Genomic DNA, 17,776 nt, shown 5'->3' with positions numbered 1-17,776 from the left:
TGGTTCGTCGGCGTGGCGCCACGCCGACGGCGACCGTCTACGCTGGCAGGGTAACCGCAGAAAGGACCACGTCAGTGCAACCAGGTGGACAGCCCGACATGTCGCAGCTTCTGGCGCAGGCACAGCAGATGCAGCAGCAGCTGATGGCCGCGCAACAGGAGATGGCCGAAGCCGAGGTCACCGGGCAGGCCGGTGGTGGACTCGTCACTGCGACCGTCAAAGGCACGGGTGAAGTAGTCGGTCTGAGGATCGACCCCAAGGTCGTCGATCCCGACGACGTCGAAACGTTGCAGGACCTGGTGATCGGCGCCATCGAGGACGCGTCGAACAAGGCGCAGCAGATCGCGGCGGAGAAGCTCGGTCCGCTGGCAGGTGGATTGGGTGGAGGCCTGCCCGGTCTTCCCGGCTTCTAGAGGTCCGGCGTGTACGAGGGGCCGGTCCAGGACCTGATCGACGAACTCGGCAAGCTGCCCGGTGTCGGGCCGAAGAGTGCCCAACGCATCGCGTTTCACCTGCTCAGCGTCGAACCTTCCGAGATTCAGCGGCTCGAGAACGCCTTGGAGCGGGTCCGTGACGGCGTTCAGTTCTGCGTGGTGTGCGGCACCGTTTCCGACAAGGAGTACTGCCGGATCTGCGCCGACCCCCGCCGGGACCGCACGGTGATCTGTGTGGTGGAGGAACCGAAGGACGTGCAGGCGGTGGAGCGGACCCGTGAGTTCAAGGGTCGGTATCACGTGCTCGGGGGTGCCCTCGACCCACTGTCGGGTATCGGCCCCGACCAGCTCCGTATTCGAGAGTTGCTGGGGCGCATCGCGAATCAGGAGGACGGGGTCGACGTCTCCGAGGTCATCATCGCCACCGATCCCAACACCGAGGGTGAGGCCACCGCCACGTATCTGGTCCGCATGCTTCGGGACTTTCCGGGGCTGACGGTCAGCCGGCTCGCATCGGGGCTGCCGATGGGCGGCGACCTCGAGTTCGCCGACGAACTGACCCTGGGCCGAGCGTTGTCCGGAAGACGCACACTGTGACGTCCGAGCCGACCGCGATGCCCGAACGCGCTGCGACCGCACCTGCGAAACGCACAGCCGAGCAGTCGAGGTCGCTCATCGTCGATGCGGCGGGGCGGGCATTCGCCACCAGGCCCTATCGGGAGATCACACTCAAGGACATTGCCGACGATGCGGGGGTCAGTGCCCCGCTCATCATCAAATACTTCGGGTCCAAAGAGCAGTTGTTCGACACCCTCGTCGATTTCCGGGGGGCCGCCGACATGGCATTCAATGGCCCACTGGACGGGCTGGGCGAGCGGATGGTGTCGATGTTCGCGCGCCCGATGGAATCGTACAAACCGCTGTCGTTGAACATTCTGTTCATGAGCGGGGCCAGCGAGGAGCGGGGCCGCAAGCTGCGTGCCAACTACTCGTCGCAGATGATCGATGCGCTGGCGACACGCTTGACCGGCCCGGATGCGCGGCTGCGCGCGGAACTGGTGATGTCGATGTTGACCGGTCTCGCGGTTATGCGCCGCAAAATGATGCAGGAGTATGCCTCCGGTTCGCCGGAGGAGGTGGTGGCGCACTACGCCCCCCTGGTGCAGCAGCTGCTCGACCCCTGAGAGTTCAGCTTGCGTGGTAAATGACTGTTCACCTAGAGTGGTGAACAGCCATTTACCAACTGTGCGGGGGTGACGCGTGACGATTTCGTTGCCACGGCCACTGTCTTCGTTGCCGCGGGCGTTGTCGGCACGCACGACGGCCAAGCCGCAGTCCCCTCCACTCCCGGTCGGATCGAGGTTCCTTCTCCCCATTCTCGCCTTCGCCGGAGTGTTCCAAGCTGTACTGCAGACGGTGATGGTGCCGCTCCTCCCGAGCATGCCGGCGTTCACCGGCGCCGGGACGACGTCGGTGTCCTGGCTGATCACGGCGACTCTGCTCGTCGGCGCGGTGGTCACTCCCATTTTCGGGCGCCTCGCGGACATGTATGGAAAGAAGCGAATGCTGATGGTGGCGTTCGTCATCATGACGTTGGGCGCAGTGCTGTGCGCGGTGACCTCCGACATCGGTCTGCTGATCTTCGCGCGCGGACTGCAGGGCGTCGGCGGCGCGGTGATCCCGATCGGTATTTCGATCCTCCGCGACGAACTGCCGCCGGAGAAGGTGCACCGCGCAATCGCGATGATGAGTTCCACACTCGGCATCGGCACGGCCCTGGGCCTGCCGTTCGCGGCTGCCATCGCCGAATACTCCCATTGGCACGTTCTCTTCTGGGTGATCGCAGCGATCGGGTTGGCGGTCACCACGGCGGCGGCGTTGTTCATCCGCGAATCGGCGGTGCGCTCAGGCGGACGCTTCGACGGGGTCGGCGCGGTCGGGCTGACGGCCGCACTGGTCAGCTTGCTGGTGCCGATCACACAGGGCAGTTCGTGGGGCTGGTCGAGTCCCGCGGTGCTGGGCATGTTCGCGTCTTCGGTGTTTCTGTTCGCGTTGTGGGGCTACCAGCAGTTGCGTAACCGGAATCCGCTGATAGACCTGCGAGTCTCTGCGCGCCGGTCCGTTCTCCTGCCGCACGGAACCGCACTTCTCGTCGGGTTCGCCTTCTATGGCAACGCGCTCATCACGACACAGTTGCTACAGGCGCCGCGGAGTGGAGCCGGATACGGGCTGACGATCCTGCAGGCTGCGGTGTGCCAGCTGCCCACCAGTCTGTCGATGATCGTTTTCGCCCAGGTCGGGGCGAGTGTGACCGCGCGGTTCGGGTCGAAGGTGACGATCCTCGCCGGCGCCGTGTGTCTCGTTGCCGGTTACTCGCTGCATGCTGTGCCGGGTAAGGAGTTGTGGTTGGTGATCACGGCGTTGGGTGTCGCGGCCATCGGCACGGCACTGGTCTACAGCACGCTGCCGATGCTGATCGTGCGCGCCGCACCCGCGACGCAGATGGCCGCGGCCAATGGTGTGAACGTCCTGCTGCGGACGATGGGCACCACCATGTGCAGCGCAGTGGTCGCGTCGGTTCTCGCGGCCGGCGTGGTGGGCGGGTCCGCCACTTCAGGGTCGTTCTCGCTGGCGTACGGGGTGTGTGCGGTGTTGGCCGTCTTGGTGTTCGCCGTCTCGCTCGCGTTGCCGGGTCATGACCGGGCGCAAAAAAATGTAATGGAACCTCTTGTGACGTAGATCACTCGGGGGTATCGTAAGTAGTGCGGATCGAGGAAATGTACCTGTGAGCAGAGAAAACTCGTGAAGCAGAGATCCGGCCGAGAATGCAGAAGCATTCCCGGCCGAACCCCTGTCTGGGGTCCTTACATCGATTCTGCGATGTTCTTGATAGCTGCCAGCCGTCGGTCCCACTCGGCACCGATTCGCTCCAACGTCCGGGCCGTCTTGCCGAGTTCGGCGCCGAGCGCCCGATAGCGAACCTCCCGACCCACCTTCACCGATTCGACCAACCCACAGGCCTGCAGGGCGGTGAGATGCTTGGCGATCGCCTGTCTCGACACCGGCAGTCGGGTGGCGAGGGACGACGCGGAATGATCTGCCCGTCCGAGCTCGGTCAGGATCTCCCAGCGGGTTTCGTCGGACAGGGCCGCGAACACCGAAGCGAGTTCGGTATAGGTGCCCACGGTCATGCCTTCACGCCATGCAGGTAGGCGACCAGTTCGTCGAGTTCGGCGTGCCAACCCTGGATGTTGCCTTCGCGCTGCTGGTTCCGTGCGTCCGCGTCGCGGTCGAGGGTGTCGAATCCAGTCTCGGTCACCGTCAGCTCGGTTCCCGACTCGTGCTCGGCGAGGGTGAACCGGACCAGCGTCGAATTGCCTTCTACAGGATCGGTGTCTCTGTCGGCCGCCCAGCGGAAACCGAAGCAGTTCGGCTCGTCGACTTCGGTCACGATCGCACGGGACGTTCCGTGCCCGTCCCAGGTGAACTCTGCTCTGCCGCCCACGGCGAGGTCGATCTCGGCCTGCTGTCCGAACCATTGGGCGACCTTGTCGGCGTCGGTGATGGCAGCCCAGACTGTCGATCGCGGGGCGCTGATCACAACGCTTCGGGTGATGCTCGTCGAATCCATGTCGATTACCTTCCTTCGCGTGGCTCTGCAACTCAATGGTTGCACGCACACCCGACTTCTGCAACCCCGCGGTTGCATCAAGTGGCATCACGAACGGTTATCCACAGCCTGTGGAGAGGCTGTGTGTGATTTCTGCCGCCCGAGCGCGCCGTAGATCGGCGGGATCGTCGCAGTGCAGAACGGCGAATGAATGGCATCGTCGGCACAGGGAACCGCCCTCGGACCCGTCCCGGGTCAGAGGGTTCGATCGGCGCAGCGTGGGACTACTCCCGCTGGACTACACGCGCAGGCGTTCCCGGCGCAGCTGTTCGACTTCGGGGAGGTCGAGGGTGGGGAGTTCGTCGACTCCGAGGGCTCGCTTCAAGATGAGGTCGGCGAGTTCGGGATTGCGGGCCAGCGCCGGTCCGTGCATGTACGTGCCGATCACGGAACCCTGGACGACGCCCTCTTGTCCATCTCCGACCCCGTTGCCGACGCCGTGGGTCACGCGGGCGAGGCCGCGCGCGTCGGCGCCGAGAGTCGTTCCGCCGCGGTGATTTTCGAATCCTGTGAGCGGCAGAGTCAGGCCGTCGAGGTGGGGCTTGGTGATCACCTCGCCGATGGACCGGGTGGCCTGCGGAGAGGTGGTGACGTCGAGCATCGACACACCGTCGACGCGTTCACCGCTCGATGTCTCGTACCAGTTGCCCAGTACCTGGATGGCGGCGCAGATCGCGAGCACGGGGGCACCGCGTTCGGCGGCCTTCTGGAGTCCGGGATATTTGGTGAGGTGGCGGGTCGCGAGCCGCTGGGCCGAGTCCTCGGCGCCGCCGAGGGTGTAGGCGTCGAGCGATTCGGGGACCGGGTCGTTCAGGGTGATGTCGACGATTTCGGCGTCGTATCCGCGCATGCGCAGTCGCTGCCGCAGGATGAGAGCGTTGCCGCCGTCGCCGTAGGTGCCCATGACGTCGGGGAGTACCAGTCCGATGCGCACGGTGGAGTCAGACATTGCGCGCCTCCTTCGCGATGGCGTTGTTCAGGTCGCGGAATGCGGTGTAGTTGGCGAGCACCTCGACACGTCCCGGCGGGCAGGAAGCGATGGCGCGCAGGGGATTCGGTTCGAGGGTGTGGTCGACGCCCGCGTAGGTGAGGCGCACGGCGAGGTCGGTACCGCGTTCACCGGCGGCCACCACCTTGACGCCTTCGAAGTGCTCGAAACGCACGTCCCACAACCACGAGAGGTCTTCACCGTCGGGCACCTGACCGTTGACCGCGATCACCAGTCCGTCGACGGTGGGGTCGATCATCGACAGCGCCTCTTGCCAGCCGGCCGGGTTCTTGGCGAGCAGCATGTGGACCGAATGGGGCCCGACTTCGACGGTGCTGTAGCGGCCGGCCACTTCTTGCACGGTGGCTGCGGCGGCGACCGCGTCCTCCGCTTTCGCGCCCATTGCGACTGCGGCGGCCACTGCCTGGGCCGCGTTGCCTCGGTTCGCGCGGCCGGGTAATGCCAGCGTCATGGGAATCTTCAGGCCCTCCGGCCCGTAGAGGTTCTCCTCGTCCAGCCACCAGTCGGGGGTGGGGCGCGCGAAGTCGGAACCGGTACTGCGCCAGTGCGGTCCTTCCCAGACGATCGGTTCACCGGTGCGCGGACAGCTGGCGGCGTCGCTGGCCCAGCCGCCGCCCGCGGCCACCCAGACGACGTTCTTCGCGTCGTAGGCCACCGACGTGACGAGAACGTCGTCGCAGTTGGCGATGACGGTGGCCTCGGGATGCGCGGCGACGCAGGCGCGGAGTTTGCGCTCGATCATGTTGATCTCGCCGACGCGGTCGAGCTGGTCGCGGCTCAGATTGAGGAACACCAGGACTTCGGGATCGACCGCGTCACTGACATGGGGGACGTGCAGTTCGTCGACCTCGAGCGCGGCGAGGGGTGCGTGCACCCGGTTGCTCAGGGCCGCGACGATCCCGGCGTCCATGTTGGCGCCGTCGGCCTGGCTGGCCACCTCGCCGAGGGTGGAGAGCGCGGCGGCCGTCATCCGGGTGGTGGTCGACTTGCCGTTGGTGCCGGTGATCACCGCGGTGCGGCGGCTACGGCCGAGCTGTTCCATCAGCGTGGGGTCGATCTTCAGGGCGATCAATCCGCCGATCATCGAGCCCTTGCCGCGTCCCGCCTTCTGCGATGCCCAGGAGGCGGCCGCTGCTGCCCGGAGGGCGACCTTGCCGCGTGTCGTGATCCCAGTTCCAGTACTCACTCCGCGAGTTTTGCACAGGGTCCGGTCAGACGCCGACTCGCGCCGGTGGACGGACGTGCGGAAATGGTCCCTGGCGTGCCTTGCCGCTCACCTGGGTGGCTGCCGCACCGGCGATGACCACCGCTCCACCGATCAGCGACACGACGCTCGGTTCCTCGTGCAGCACCAGCCACGCTGCCCCGATGCCGACAACGGGAACGAGGAGGGACAACGGCGCGACGGTGCCCGCCGGATAGCGGCTGAGCAGAGCCGTCCAGAGGCCGGAGCCGACGATGGTGCCGAGGATCACGATGTAGGCGAGTCCGGCGAGCGCCAGCGGGCCGTTGCCGTGAAGCGAAGACGTCAGCGCGTTCCAGCCGGACGAGGGTCCTTCGACCGCGAACGAGAGTGCGAGCATGGGCAGCGGGGGAATGACGCACATCCACAGCATCAGGCGCATCGGCTGGTCGGAGGCCGCCTTCCGGTTTCCGAGGTTGCCCAGCGCCCACGACAGGCCGGCGAGCAACGTCAGAACCACGGGGAGGAGGGCGGCGTGCTGGGACCGGTCCCAGCCGATGAGCGCCATCCCCGACATCGCCACGAGGAGCCCACCCACCTGCACCGGCCGCAGTCGCTCGCGGAGCAGGATTGCGCCCAGTACGACGGTGAACGGCGCCGACGACTGCAAGACCAGTGACGCCAGCCCGGTGGGCATCCCGACGTGCATGGCCCAGAACAGGAACGTGAATTGCCCGACTCCGAAGCCGGTGCCGTAGAGGAGCAGCCACGTGGTGGGGACCTGCGGCCGCGGAACGAACCAGACCACCGGGATCGCGATGAGAAGAAAGCGCACTGCCGCGAAGAAGAACGGCGGGAAGTGATCGAGACCGGCGCGAATGGCGAGAAAGTTCAGACCCCACAACACGACGACGGTAAGTCCGAGGAGCCGATCGCGGGTGGTCATGTGCTCCATCGTGAGCCTGCCGAACCATCAGGACAAGCACTTTATAGTGCATTGTCCATGTAGTTTTACTTCATGGATGCGACCCGCCTGCGAGTCCTGCGTGAGCTGGCGGACCGAGGGACGGTGGCCGCCACTGCTGCGGCATTGTCGATGACCCCGTCCGCCGTATCGCAGCAATTGAAGATCCTGGGTCGGGAAGCAGGCGTGACCCTGCTCGAACCCGACGGCCGGCGCCTGCGGCTCACCGACGCCGGACAGGCCCTCGTGGTGCGGGCCGACGACGTCCTGGCCGCCCTGGACCGGGCAGCAGCGGAGATGGACGCCTACCGGGGGTCGCCGCGAGGCCGCGTCCGGGTGGCGCTGTTTCCCTCCGGCGCCGCGTTGCTGCTGCCCCGGCTGCTCGACGTCCTCGCCGGAAGCGGCGTGGACGTGCAGCCGCGGGACGAGGATCTGCCCTCGTCGGCAGTGCCGACGCTGCTCGCCGACTACGACGTGGTTCTCACTCACCGGGATGAGCGTGCCGCCGACACGTCGTCACCGCGGGTGACCGCCGAACCGCTCATGCGTGAGCCGATCGATCTGATCCTGCCGCCCGGGCATCGCTTCGCGGGGCAGAAGTCGGTGCGACCGGAACAGTTGGCCGACGAGAGCTGGATCAGCGTGCGCGGAGGATTCCCCGTCGATGACGTTCTGCTGTCGGTGGCCGCGGCAACCGGAGTGCAGCCGCGTGTGGTGATGCGTATCAACGATTTCCGGGTCATCGAGGAACTTGTGGCCGGCGGGCACGGCGTCGCGCTGCTGGCCCGCCATGCCGTGACCCACCCGTCGGTGGTCCGGTTGCCCCTCGCCGGTGTCCGGGCGGCGCGCATGTACGAACTGGCGCGTCGTCCGGCGGCCGATGCCATTCCTGCCGTCGCAACGGTGCTCCAGGCGTTCCGCGACGTCGCGGCGGAGCTCACGGACTGACACGGCACAGGGACCCGCACGAAAGCGGGTCCCCTCGGGAAGTGGCCAGTGGTCAGCCCAACGCCTTCGCCTTCAACGTCTCGTACTCCTGTTGATTGATGGTTCCGGCATCGAGCAGAGTTTTCGCGTCCGCGATCTGCTCCGCTGACGACTTGCCCGCGACCTCGCGAATGTAGCTGTCCTGGGCCTGTTTGACCTGCTGAGCCGCGGCCATCGACCGCTGAGCCATGCCGTCGCTCCTGACGATCAGGTACACCAGCGCGGTCAGGAAGGGGACGATGAACAGGAAGATGATCCAGATGGCCTTGACCCAGCCCGACGACTTATGGTCGCGGAACAGGTCGGTGATGATGGAGAACAGCAGGATCAGGTAGGCCACGAAGGCGAACGTGGTGATGATTACCCAGAGGAAGTCCCAGAACGAGTCCATTGCAGCGCTCCATTTCACACAGTCGAAGGAAGTCTGCGCCGACTATCGCAGCTTCCGGCACCGCCCGCGTCATCCGAAACAGGTGAAATGGGTATGGCCCAGTACACGAAACGGCCGCGACACCCGAAGGTGCCGCGGCCGTGTCGCGTCGTTCTAGCTCGCTGATTCCACCGCTCGTCGCATACCGCGCTCGACGGCACCGATGATGTAGGGGCGGAGTTCGACGGCGGGGATGACCGCGTCGACGGAGCCGACCTGCTGCGCGCGCTGGATGTTGTGCACGGCCTCGAACTCGGCGGCGACTTCACCGAGCTTCTCGTTGCGGACCGCAGCCTGCTGGGCGGCCAGCTCGACGCGCAGGTGAGCCTGCTGGGCGTCGGTCTGGGCGCCGGCCAGGTTGGCCTCGAGTTCCCGGATCGTCGGGTCGGCGGCCACCCGCGAGTTGACCTCGCGGGTGAACACCACGGCCGCGGCGGGCGCGCCACCGAGCACCGACGCGAAGGAACCCTCGACCGCGAGAACTTCCATGTTGTCGTTGAGCGCCCCGGAGAACACGACGAACGCGCCGCCGTGGTAGCGGGAGATGACGCAGAACACGATCGGGCCGTCGAAATTGACGATGGCGCGGCCGATTTCGGCGCCGTACTCGAGCTGGATGTGCCGCAGCGAGTCGGGGGACCCGTCGAAGCCGGACAGGTTGGCCAGCACGACGAGGGGACGGCTTCCGCTGGCGGCGTTGATTGCCCGCGCCGTCTTCTTCGACGACTGCGGGAACAACGTTCCGGCGGTCCACTGGTCGGGGCCGTTGGCCGGCGACCATCCCTTACGAGCGATGGCCCGCGACTCGATGCCGATGACACTCACCGGGTAACCGCCCAGGTGCGCATCCATGACGACGGACGTGTCCGCGTCCGCCATGTCGGCCCACCGCTCCAGCACCTGGTGGTCCTGGTCGACGAGCGCCCGCATCACGGTGCGAATGTCGAACGGCTTCTTGCGTTCCGGGTTCGTCTCTGCCGAGAAGATGTCACCGACCGTGGTGAAGTCGCTCGACGGGTGGACGTGCGGGAAGGTGCGCACGTCGCGGCCGATGGGGTCGGCGGTGTGGGCCCGACGCGGGAACCGTTCCCCGGCAACCACATACGCATGGTCGTAGTGGGCGAACAGGATCTGGCAGGCCGCGGGCAGGTTGGGAGCCCAGTACTGCGCCTCGCCGTTGGGTCCCATGACGCGGTCGTAGCCACCGATACCGAAGTTGTCCTCGGCCGAGACACCACCCGAGTAGTCGAGCGAGTTCTTACCGGTGAGCACCATGGCGCTGTCGGGCGTCATCACGAGGATGCCCTTGGTGTGCATCAGCATCGTGGCTTCGGCGTTCCAGTAGGGCTGCGCGCCGACGTTGATACCGGCCACGATCACGTTGACCTCGCCACCGTTCTGCGTGAACGTGATGATGCGACGCAAGCCGCGGGACACCCAGTCCATGTTCTCGGTGCCGCTGTCCATGGAGATCGTCGCCCCGGACGACAACGCGAACCACTCGACCGGCACACCCAGCTCCTCGGCCAGGTCGACGCCCGCCACGAGACGCGCGCACTCGGCTTCGGCGACGGTGCCCAGCGCCTTGGTCGGATCGCCGAAGAGCGCGACCCGGGTCATGCCCTCAGGGTGCCGTTCGGTGCGGGCGGTGACCAGACCGACGATGAGGCCCGCGCGGTTCTGTCCGTACGGACGGTCCACCGGAACCAGTCGGCCCGACTCGTCCAGGTCGTGCTCGACGAAGGTTCCGTCGCGACCGGTGAGCAGGGGAATCAGCTCGTACGGGTAGACGGTGCCGCGGGCGCGGGAACTGCGGACCTTCTGGGTGTACGCGTCGAGCGGCTGCAGCGGCTCGGTCGGCGGGTCGGTGACCTTGACGACGACGCCGCTGCCGGTGCGGTAGGAGAATCGCAGTGCCTTCTCCTGCGACTCCGTTCCGGCCGGGCCCTGGAGCCGGGCGATCACGGTGATCTCCTCGAGTCCGGCGCCCGCGGTGAGTGGGGCCGCGACCCGCGCGAATTCCTGCAGGTCTTCCACCGGAGCGTCGATCTTCGGCCACACGTACAGCACGACGCGGTTGGCGTCGAGCTTGCGCTTGCTGCCACGGGCCGCCTGAGCTCGCCGGATGCCGTCGAGGCAGGACTGGAGCACGCGCTCGGCAGCGGGAACGCCGATCACCTGGCCGTCCTCGTTGCGGACGGGGGTGATGTCGCGGATTTCGGCGAGTGCGATGAGGCGCTCGTCGGTGGGGTTCTCGGGCGACACCAGGTGGAACAGGAACGTGTCCGCCGCCGCGGGCAGGCGGGTGCCTTCGAAGTTCTTCAGGCGCCACAGATCGAAACGCTGACCGGTGAGCGGGTGCATGTCCCGGATCAGTGTCTCTTCCGCGAGTACACCAGCGTCCGGCCGGTAGGTGAACTTGCGGACGTCGATGCCGACGCCACCGAAGACGGACACCGTGACACGGCGGCAGGAGGCGATCAGGGGCAGCGTCGCCAGCGTCTTGCGCAGGTCCTCCGACATCGTGTCGGGATCAGCCGGCGGCTCGGACCACGACAGGTACAGGTCGAGGACGAGATTGTCGGGGGTCTCCGAGGCGACGTCACCGATTTCGGTGAGCGCACCGGGCAGTTCGGCGTAGTCTGCGACGGCCGACACGAGGTGCAGACGCTCCCCGAGCAGGTCGAAGTTGCCGGTGACGAAGTGCCGTCCGCCACGATCGAACGCTGCGACGTCTTCGAGCGTGCGGATGTCGTAGTAGCGGCGGGTGACCACCTCGAGCAGCGGGCCCACGGTGGCGCTCTTGCGGGCGATGCGCTGTCCGAGCAGCTCGGTCAGCGACTGCGGGGTGGCGACCAGCGCTTCGAGACGTTCCTGGTAGTCGTCGGCGCCGGGATGCTCGGCGAGGTACTCGAGGCTGCCGCGGACACCGTCGTACACCTGTTCGCGGGCCTTGCGGATCTGCGGCTCGTCGAAGAAGCGGAAGCGGACGTTGCGGGCGACGTTGCCGATCACCGGGTAGCGGACCTGGGTGGCGACGATCAACCGGTCCAGGACCTCACCGAGTCCGCTCGGGGCGCGGCCGGGTGCGTTGCCGTCGTTGAGCCAGCGGTCGAGCAGTGCGGCGATGACGGGAACCTGATTGTCCATCCGCTGCTGCGCGAGGAAGAGGCGGTAGACCGCTTCCTCGAGCTCGGCGGTGCGCTCGAGATCGGTGACGTCGTAGTGGCGCAGAGCGCGCGACAACCGGGTCTGGAAGGACTCCGGAAGCCCCTCGAGCTCGACGTCCAGGGTGTGGAGATAGGTGTGGAAATGCTCGCGCGGGCTGTGCACCCGCTCGTCGCCGTCTTCCTCGGCCACCGTCGGACGGTTACGGCCGATCTCGCAGATGTCGGCGAACGTGGTGAGCAGCGCCAGCTCGGCCTGCACGAGGTCGGGATCGCCGGCGATCTGTGCCCGCAGCTTCTCGTACTGGGCGAGCAGCACGCCGGCCCGCTTCGCGCTGACGTCGTACCCGGTGAGCAGCGCGCCGAGCGCATCGATCTGCGCAAGGGCATCGAGGCGCGCGTCACCGTGGGGTGCGGGGGCGCCGAGGTCGAATTCGACGCGGGGCGACTGCTGCGCCGTGGACTCGTCGGAGCTTTCCTCCACCCGCAGCAGCGCCGTTCCGGCGTCCACCTGCGAGTTGACCATGGCCAGCACTTCCCGGACACGGCCGGCGACGGGCGCGCGGACCGCGGTTTCCATCTTCATGCTCTCGAGGACGACCAAGGTGGCGCCGACCTCGACCTCGTCACCGACGGACACCGGCACCGCGACCACGACTGCCGGGGCGGGGGCGCGCACGACACCGGCCTCGTCCTGGCTGATCTGGTGGCTGATGCCGTCGACCTCGACGAGGTACTGGGCGCGTCCAGCGACGGAGACGACGTGGTGGCGGCGGTCGCCGATCACCAGGCGGCTCTCGAACTCGCTGAGCCGGTCCACCTCGACCTCGGTCTCGGGGGCGTCCCCGTCGACGCGGTAGCGGTGGGCGCCGACCTGGGTGACCGTGAGTCCGTATGCCTGACCCTGGTAGCTGAGCTCGACCTTGCGGCCGATGGCGTGTCCGGCGCGGGGCCGCCCACCGCGGGCAGACGAGAGGAATGCCTGACGCTCGAGCTTCTCCTCGGCGTCGTAGACGTCGATGGCGGCGGCGATCAGCGCGACATCAGCGGTGCGGGACGGCACGTTGGACGTGCCCGCGTCGGTGCGGTCCAGCCAGCCGGTGTCGGCGGACGCCGTGATGACCTCTTCGCGGTCGAGCAGATCGAGCAGGAAGGACTTGGTGGTGGTGCCGCCGCGCAGCACGACCGTGGTCTCCCGCAGCGCCGTGCGCAGCCGGGCCAGTGCCTCGGAGCGGTCGCGGCCCCAGGCGATGACCTTGGCGACCATGGAGTCGTAGTCGGGCGGGATGACGTCGCCCTGCGCGATGCCGGTGTCGACGCGCAGGCCGCTGCCGAGCGGGAACTTGAGCAGTTGCACCGCGCCGGGGGCGGGTGCGAATCCGTTGGCGGCGTCTTCCGCGTTGAGTCGGGCTTCGACGGCGTGGCCGAACTCGGGCGGGCAGTCACCCACGAGGGGTTCGCCGCTGGCCACGAGGATCTGCAACTTCACCAGGTCGATTCCCGTGGTGGCCTCGGTGATGGGGTGCTCCACCTGCAACCGGGTGTTCACCTCGAGGAAGGTGAAGGTCTTCTGCTCCGGCTGGTAGAGGTACTCCACAGTGCCTGCGCCGCGGTATCCGGCTGCACGCACGAGTTCGCTCGACACGGTGCGGAGGTGATTCGACTGCTCTGCGGTGAGGAGCGGCGAGCTGGACTCCTCGATGACCTTCTGGTTCTTGCGCTGGATGGAGCAGTCACGCACACCAGGAGCCCAGACGTTGCCGAAGTTGTCGGCAATGACCTGTACCTCGACGTGGCGCGCATCGGTGACCAGCCGTTCGATGAAGACGACGGGGTCGCCGAACGACCGCTGGGCCTCACCCTGGGTCCGCTCGAGCGCGAGTTCGAGTTCGTCCTCGGACCACACCTTGCGGATGCCGCGGCCACCGCCACCACTGCGGGCTTTGATGATGAGCGGGTAGCCGATCGCCTGGGCGTGGCGACGTGCGTCGGCGCGGGTGGCGACGGGTCCGCCACTCCACGGTGCGACCGGGACGTCGACCTTCTCCGCGAGGAGCTTGGCCTCCACCTTGTCACCGAGCAGACGCATCGCTTCAGCGGGCGGACCGATGAAGGTGATTCCCAGCTGTTCGCACACCTCGACGAAAGCGGGATCCTCGGCCACGAAGCCCCAGCCCACCCACACGGCGTCGGCCTTGCTCTCACGCAGGGCGCGGGCCAGCTCGGCGTGGTCGAGGTAGGCCGTTCCGCTCTTGACTGTGCGCAAGCACACACCTTCGTCGGCCTGGCGCACGAACATCGCGCGGCGCTCCGCCTCGGTGTGCAGTGCAACCGTCGTGATGCCGTAGTTGTGCTCGGCATTCAGTTCACGCACGGCTCGAATCAGGCGGACCGCAGCCTCGCCGCGATTGACAATCGCTATTCGCTTGAACATCAGTTAGCGCTCCGTTTCCGTAAAACTCATTGATCCGCAGAGTGTTTCGATGGCCAAGGCCATATCCGCCGTGGACTGGGTGCCGCCTTCGCGGACACACGCACCCCTGCACAACCCACTTGTCCCCTCCAGAGGTGCCCCGAATGCGATCATCGGGTCCTGCCACTCTGCAGGACCCGATGCCCGGGAACTGGAGCATAACGTCGATTTTTTGTACCCGCGCGTAACTTCAGCGCGGGTCACGTTCGGTTTGTCAAGTGTTCAAGAAGTTACCTGTAACGCATTGTCACGTCGTGAGTTTCGGGGCGAACAACGAAAACGTCACGCCGCAGCGCACTTTCACCTCAAGTTACCGAGCGGTTCGGTCCGCCGGCGCAGAGGCCCGGAAAAACGCGAACGCCGCGAGCACGCACGGGGCGCACTCGCGGCGATACGGACGAATCGGTCAGTGAGCGCGATTGACTGCCGAGACGACGGCGCGCAGCGACGCCGTGGTGATCGACGTGGCGATACCGACACCCCACACCACCGTGCTCCGGCCGTCGGGCGCAGTAACGGCGCACTCGACGTACGCAGCGGCCTGGGCGTCGTCACCCGCCGACATCGCGTGCTCGGAGTAGTCGAGCACCCGGACATCGAAGTCGATGGTGGCGAGCGCGTCGACGAACGCGGCGAGCGGGCCGTTGCCCGAACCCGAGATCTCCTGTTCCTTGCCGTTCACCTTGACCGTTGCGGTGATGGAGTCGGTGCCGCCGTCCTCTTCGGACGCGGTGACCTTCTGCTTCATCCGCTCGAGTGGGGTGATCGGAGCGAGGTACTCCTCGTGGAAGACGTCCCACATTTCCTTCGGGGACACCTCGCCGCCCTCGCCGTCAGTGATCCGCTGGACCGCCTGGGAGAACTCGATCTGCAGCCGGCGCGGCAGCACCAGCCCGTGGTCGGCCTTCATGATGTACGCGACGCCACCCTTGCCCGACTGCGAGTTGACGCGGATGACCGCCTCGTAGGTGCGGCCCACATCCTTGGGATCGATCGGCAGGTAGGGAACCGCCCACTGAATGTCGTCGACGTCGGCATCCTGGGAGTCGGCGTCGATCTTCATGGCGTCGAGGCCCTTGTTGATGGCGTCCTGGTGGCTGCCGGAGAAGGCGGTGTACACGAGGTCGCCGCCGTACGGGTGGCGTTCGTGGACAGGCAGCTGGTTGCAGTACTCCACCGTGCGGCGGATCTCGTCGATGTTCGAGAAATCGATCTGCGGGTCGACCCCGCGGGTGAACAGGTTCAGACCCAGCGTGACCAGGCAGACGTTGCCGGTGCGCTCGCCGTTGCCGAACAGGCATCCCTCGATGCGGTCGGCGCCCGCCTGATAGCCCAGTTCCGCGGCCGCGACACCCGTGCCGCGGTCGTTGTGGGGGTGGAGCGAGAGGATGACGGAGTCGCGTCGGGCCAGGTTGCGGTGCATCCACTCGATCGAGTCGGCGTACACGTTGGGCGTAGCCATCTCGACGGTGGCCGGCAGGTTCAGGATGACCGGGTTCTCGGGGGTGGGCTGCAAGACCTCGGTGACGGCGTCGCACACCTCCTTGGCGTACTCGAGTTCCGTGCCGGTGTACGACTCGGGCGAGTACTCCCAGCGCCACTGCGTGTCCGGGTACTTCTTCGCCTCTTCCAGGGCCAGAGCGGCCGCATCGGTGGCGATCTTCTTGATGACGTCGCGCTCGGCCTTGAACACCACTCGGCGTTGCAGGATGGAGGTGGAGTTGTAGAAGTGCACGATCACCTTCTCGGCACCCTCGCACGCCTCGAATGTGCGCTTGATCAGCTCGGGGCGCGACTGCGTGAGCACCTGGATGGTGACGTCAGCCGGGATGGCGCCGTCTTCGATGATCTCGCGGACGAAGTCGAAGTCCGTCTGGCTGGCCGACGGGAATCCGACCTCGATCTCCTTGTAGCCCATCCGCACGAGCAATTCGAACATGCGCCGCTTGCGGGCCGGGCTCATGGGATCGATCAGAGCCTGGTTGCCGTCGCGGAGATCGACCGCACACCATTGCGGGGCGCGGTCGATGGTCTTGTCGGGCCAGGTGCGGTCCGGCAGCGACACCGGTTCCACTTCTTCGGCGAACGAGCGATACCGGAACGTCGGCATCGACGAGTTCCTCTGGGTGTTCCACGCCGGCTGGTCGGCGGGAGCAGGCTTGGAAGGCGGCGTGATGGTGCGCGTTCCGGTGGTGAAAGCGTCAGCGGGGGACATGGGATTGATCTCCAGATTCGTTGCGGACTTTGTGAGCCCAACGGCTGTGTCGACCGGCGCACGAGAACCCCGCGACGGGAAGCCAGTCTGGATCAGACCCCGTCGCGGCAACCAAGGAGAAGCGCGCGATGCATAACGAGCACTCTACTCCTGAGCCTATTCTCCGTGTGTAGGGGTTCGGCACGTTTCCGGATGTGCCGCCGTTCGACACGTCGAGCGAGGGAGGTGCAGTGCGTCACATCTCGCGGGTCACTCCGGTGGTTCTCGCCATCGTTTTCGCAGCGTGTGCCCTGTCCTGCGGGGTGAACGTGGACGGCTCGCCGCGTGTCGTCGGGGTGGGTGCACCGGTCTACGGCCGGCCTGTCAGCGACTTCGTCCGTGCAGAGCTCGCGGTGGCTGCGGCGGCCAGAGCCGTCGAACCGTGCGGACTGCTCGATGCAGCCGGGGTGGCGTCGTTCGGCGTCCTCACCGCATACGGTCCGGCAGGCGACCTGTCGACGTGCCATGCCGAGGTGATCCCGCCCGGCGGTACACCGGTCGATCCGTCCTGGATCGAGGTCGTGGTGGGGGAGCGTGAACCGTCCGAGGGAGTCGGCCGCGGCCGCGCCGCCGGTGGCATCGAGGTGCGCCCGGCGCTGTCGCCGCTACCCGGTACATGCACGCTCTACTTCTCGCTGCCACCGGTTCCGGGAGGCGCCGCGCCGGAGCGCTGGGGTCACGTCTCCTATCTCGACGGAACTGCCGGTGTGGTGAGGGATGCCGGTGACGACTGCGCGGAGGCGAGAGCCGTCCTCGGGGCGGTGACGGCCAGGCTGCATTCGGCTCCGCGGGGTACCGCGAATATCCCACTGGCGCAGCAAGACCCGTGCCGGGTGGTCGAAAAGGTGACCGAACCCGAGATCGCGACGTTCGCCCCGGGCAGTCGGCCGTACGAGTGCCGCCTGACCCTCGGACGCGGTGACGAGGCGTCCGTGCGGTTCGCCCTGTCCACCCCACCGCCGCGGACCGGGGGACCGGAGGTGGTCGAGATCGACGGAGAGTCGTTCGCCTTCTTCGAGGACGGGCTCGAATGCCATTACTACTTCTATCCCGGAGAAATTGTCGACACCAACGTGCCGCACAGCCCGATGAGCGAAATTGCCCGACGCGGCAACAGACTGACCGCCTCGGTGGCGGCAACGGCGCGTGATTGCGAAGACGCGCAAATGCTGGTGCTCGCCGCGGCAGAAATGTTCGACTACTGA

The 17,776-nt window shown here is 66.8% G+C and carries 14 protein-coding genes; 6 read left to right on the top strand and 8 right to left on the bottom strand.

Annotated elements, in window-relative coordinates:
* Positions 1 to 74: 74 nt before the first annotated feature.
* The 4 genes from L1080_RS22925 to L1080_RS22910 all read left to right on the top strand — a co-directional run bounded on the left by L1080_RS22925 (position 75) and on the right by L1080_RS22910 (position 3,173).
* Positions 75 to 413, top strand: a complete 339-nt coding sequence (locus L1080_RS22925; protein ID WP_159918920.1) for a YbaB/EbfC family nucleoid-associated protein — start codon at positions 75 to 77, stop codon at positions 411 to 413.
* A 9-nt stretch (positions 414 to 422) separates the two neighbouring features.
* Entirely contained in the window at positions 423 to 1,031 is a 609-nt protein-coding gene (gene recR, locus L1080_RS22920) for a recombination mediator RecR (protein WP_109326261.1), read from the top strand.
* 17 nt (positions 1,032 to 1,048) lie between these two features.
* Positions 1,049 to 1,618 carry a TetR/AcrR family transcriptional regulator gene (locus L1080_RS22915; RefSeq protein WP_250766513.1) on the top strand — a complete coding sequence of 190 codons (570 nt, stop codon included), beginning with the start codon at positions 1,049 to 1,051 and terminating at the stop codon, positions 1,616 to 1,618.
* A 76-nt stretch (positions 1,619 to 1,694) separates the two neighbouring features.
* Positions 1,695 to 3,173: an MFS transporter gene (locus tag L1080_RS22910; RefSeq protein WP_250765350.1), complete on the top strand. Its 1,479-nt coding sequence runs from the start codon at positions 1,695 to 1,697 to the stop codon at positions 3,171 to 3,173.
* Positions 3,174 to 3,298: 125 nt separating this feature from the next.
* Here the strand turns inward: L1080_RS22910 and L1080_RS22905 are convergent, their stop codons facing one another.
* From L1080_RS22905 to L1080_RS22885, 5 genes are all read right to left on the bottom strand, one after another.
* On the bottom strand, positions 3,299 to 3,625 hold the full coding sequence (locus L1080_RS22905) for an ArsR/SmtB family transcription factor (RefSeq protein ID WP_159918921.1): 327 nt from the start codon (positions 3,623 to 3,625) through the stop codon (positions 3,299 to 3,301).
* Entirely contained in the window at positions 3,622 to 4,065 is a 444-nt protein-coding gene (locus L1080_RS22900; RefSeq protein ID WP_109326271.1) for an SRPBCC family protein, read from the bottom strand. Before L1080_RS22900 ends, L1080_RS22905 begins: the two co-directional genes overlap by 4 nt.
* Positions 4,066 to 4,342: 277 nt before the next feature.
* Positions 4,343 to 5,053, bottom strand: coding sequence for a type 1 glutamine amidotransferase (locus L1080_RS22895; protein ID WP_159918923.1), 711 nt, complete (start codon positions 5,051 to 5,053; stop codon positions 4,343 to 4,345).
* Positions 5,046 to 6,299 (bottom strand): Mur ligase family protein, encoded by a 1,254-nt coding sequence (locus L1080_RS22890; RefSeq protein ID WP_109326273.1) that lies wholly within the window; start codon positions 6,297 to 6,299, stop codon positions 5,046 to 5,048. The genes L1080_RS22895 and L1080_RS22890 overlap by 8 nt, the downstream gene beginning before the upstream one ends.
* A gap of 25 nt (positions 6,300 to 6,324) precedes the next feature.
* Positions 6,325 to 7,242, bottom strand: coding sequence for an EamA family transporter (locus tag L1080_RS22885; RefSeq protein ID WP_250765349.1), 918 nt, complete (start codon positions 7,240 to 7,242; stop codon positions 6,325 to 6,327).
* Between the two features lie 72 nt (positions 7,243 to 7,314).
* Between L1080_RS22885 and L1080_RS22880 the strand changes: the two genes are divergently transcribed.
* Positions 7,315 to 8,208, top strand: coding sequence for a LysR family transcriptional regulator (locus L1080_RS22880; RefSeq protein WP_250765347.1), 894 nt, complete (start codon positions 7,315 to 7,317; stop codon positions 8,206 to 8,208).
* A 52-nt stretch (positions 8,209 to 8,260) separates the two neighbouring features.
* Here L1080_RS22880 and L1080_RS22875 read toward each other — a convergent pair whose 3' ends face one another.
* The 3 genes from L1080_RS22875 to leuA form a co-directional block, all read right to left on the bottom strand.
* The gene (locus tag L1080_RS22875; RefSeq protein WP_250765345.1) at positions 8,261 to 8,638 is read right to left on the bottom strand and encodes an SHOCT domain-containing protein; all 378 of its coding nucleotides are present in this window, start codon (positions 8,636 to 8,638) and stop codon (positions 8,261 to 8,263) included.
* A 153-nt stretch (positions 8,639 to 8,791) separates the two neighbouring features.
* Positions 8,792 to 14,278 (bottom strand): ATP-binding protein, encoded by a 5,487-nt coding sequence (locus tag L1080_RS22870; RefSeq protein ID WP_159918927.1) that lies wholly within the window; start codon positions 14,276 to 14,278, stop codon positions 8,792 to 8,794.
* 445 nt (positions 14,279 to 14,723) lie between these two features.
* Positions 14,724 to 16,532, bottom strand: a complete 1,809-nt coding sequence (gene leuA, locus L1080_RS22865) for a 2-isopropylmalate synthase (RefSeq protein ID WP_159918928.1) — start codon at positions 16,530 to 16,532, stop codon at positions 14,724 to 14,726.
* Between the two features lie 230 nt (positions 16,533 to 16,762).
* Here leuA and L1080_RS22860 point away from each other — a divergent pair, with 230 nt between their 5' ends.
* Positions 16,763 to 17,776, top strand: coding sequence for a hypothetical protein (locus L1080_RS22860; RefSeq protein ID WP_250765295.1), 1,014 nt, complete (start codon positions 16,763 to 16,765; stop codon positions 17,774 to 17,776).

Source organism: Rhodococcus sp. MSC1_016 (assembly GCF_023667485.2).
GTDB classification, from domain to species: Bacteria; Actinomycetota; Actinomycetes; order Mycobacteriales; family Mycobacteriaceae; genus Rhodococcus_F; species Rhodococcus_F oxybenzonivorans.
This window is presented reverse-complemented; position numbering and strand designations above follow the sequence as displayed.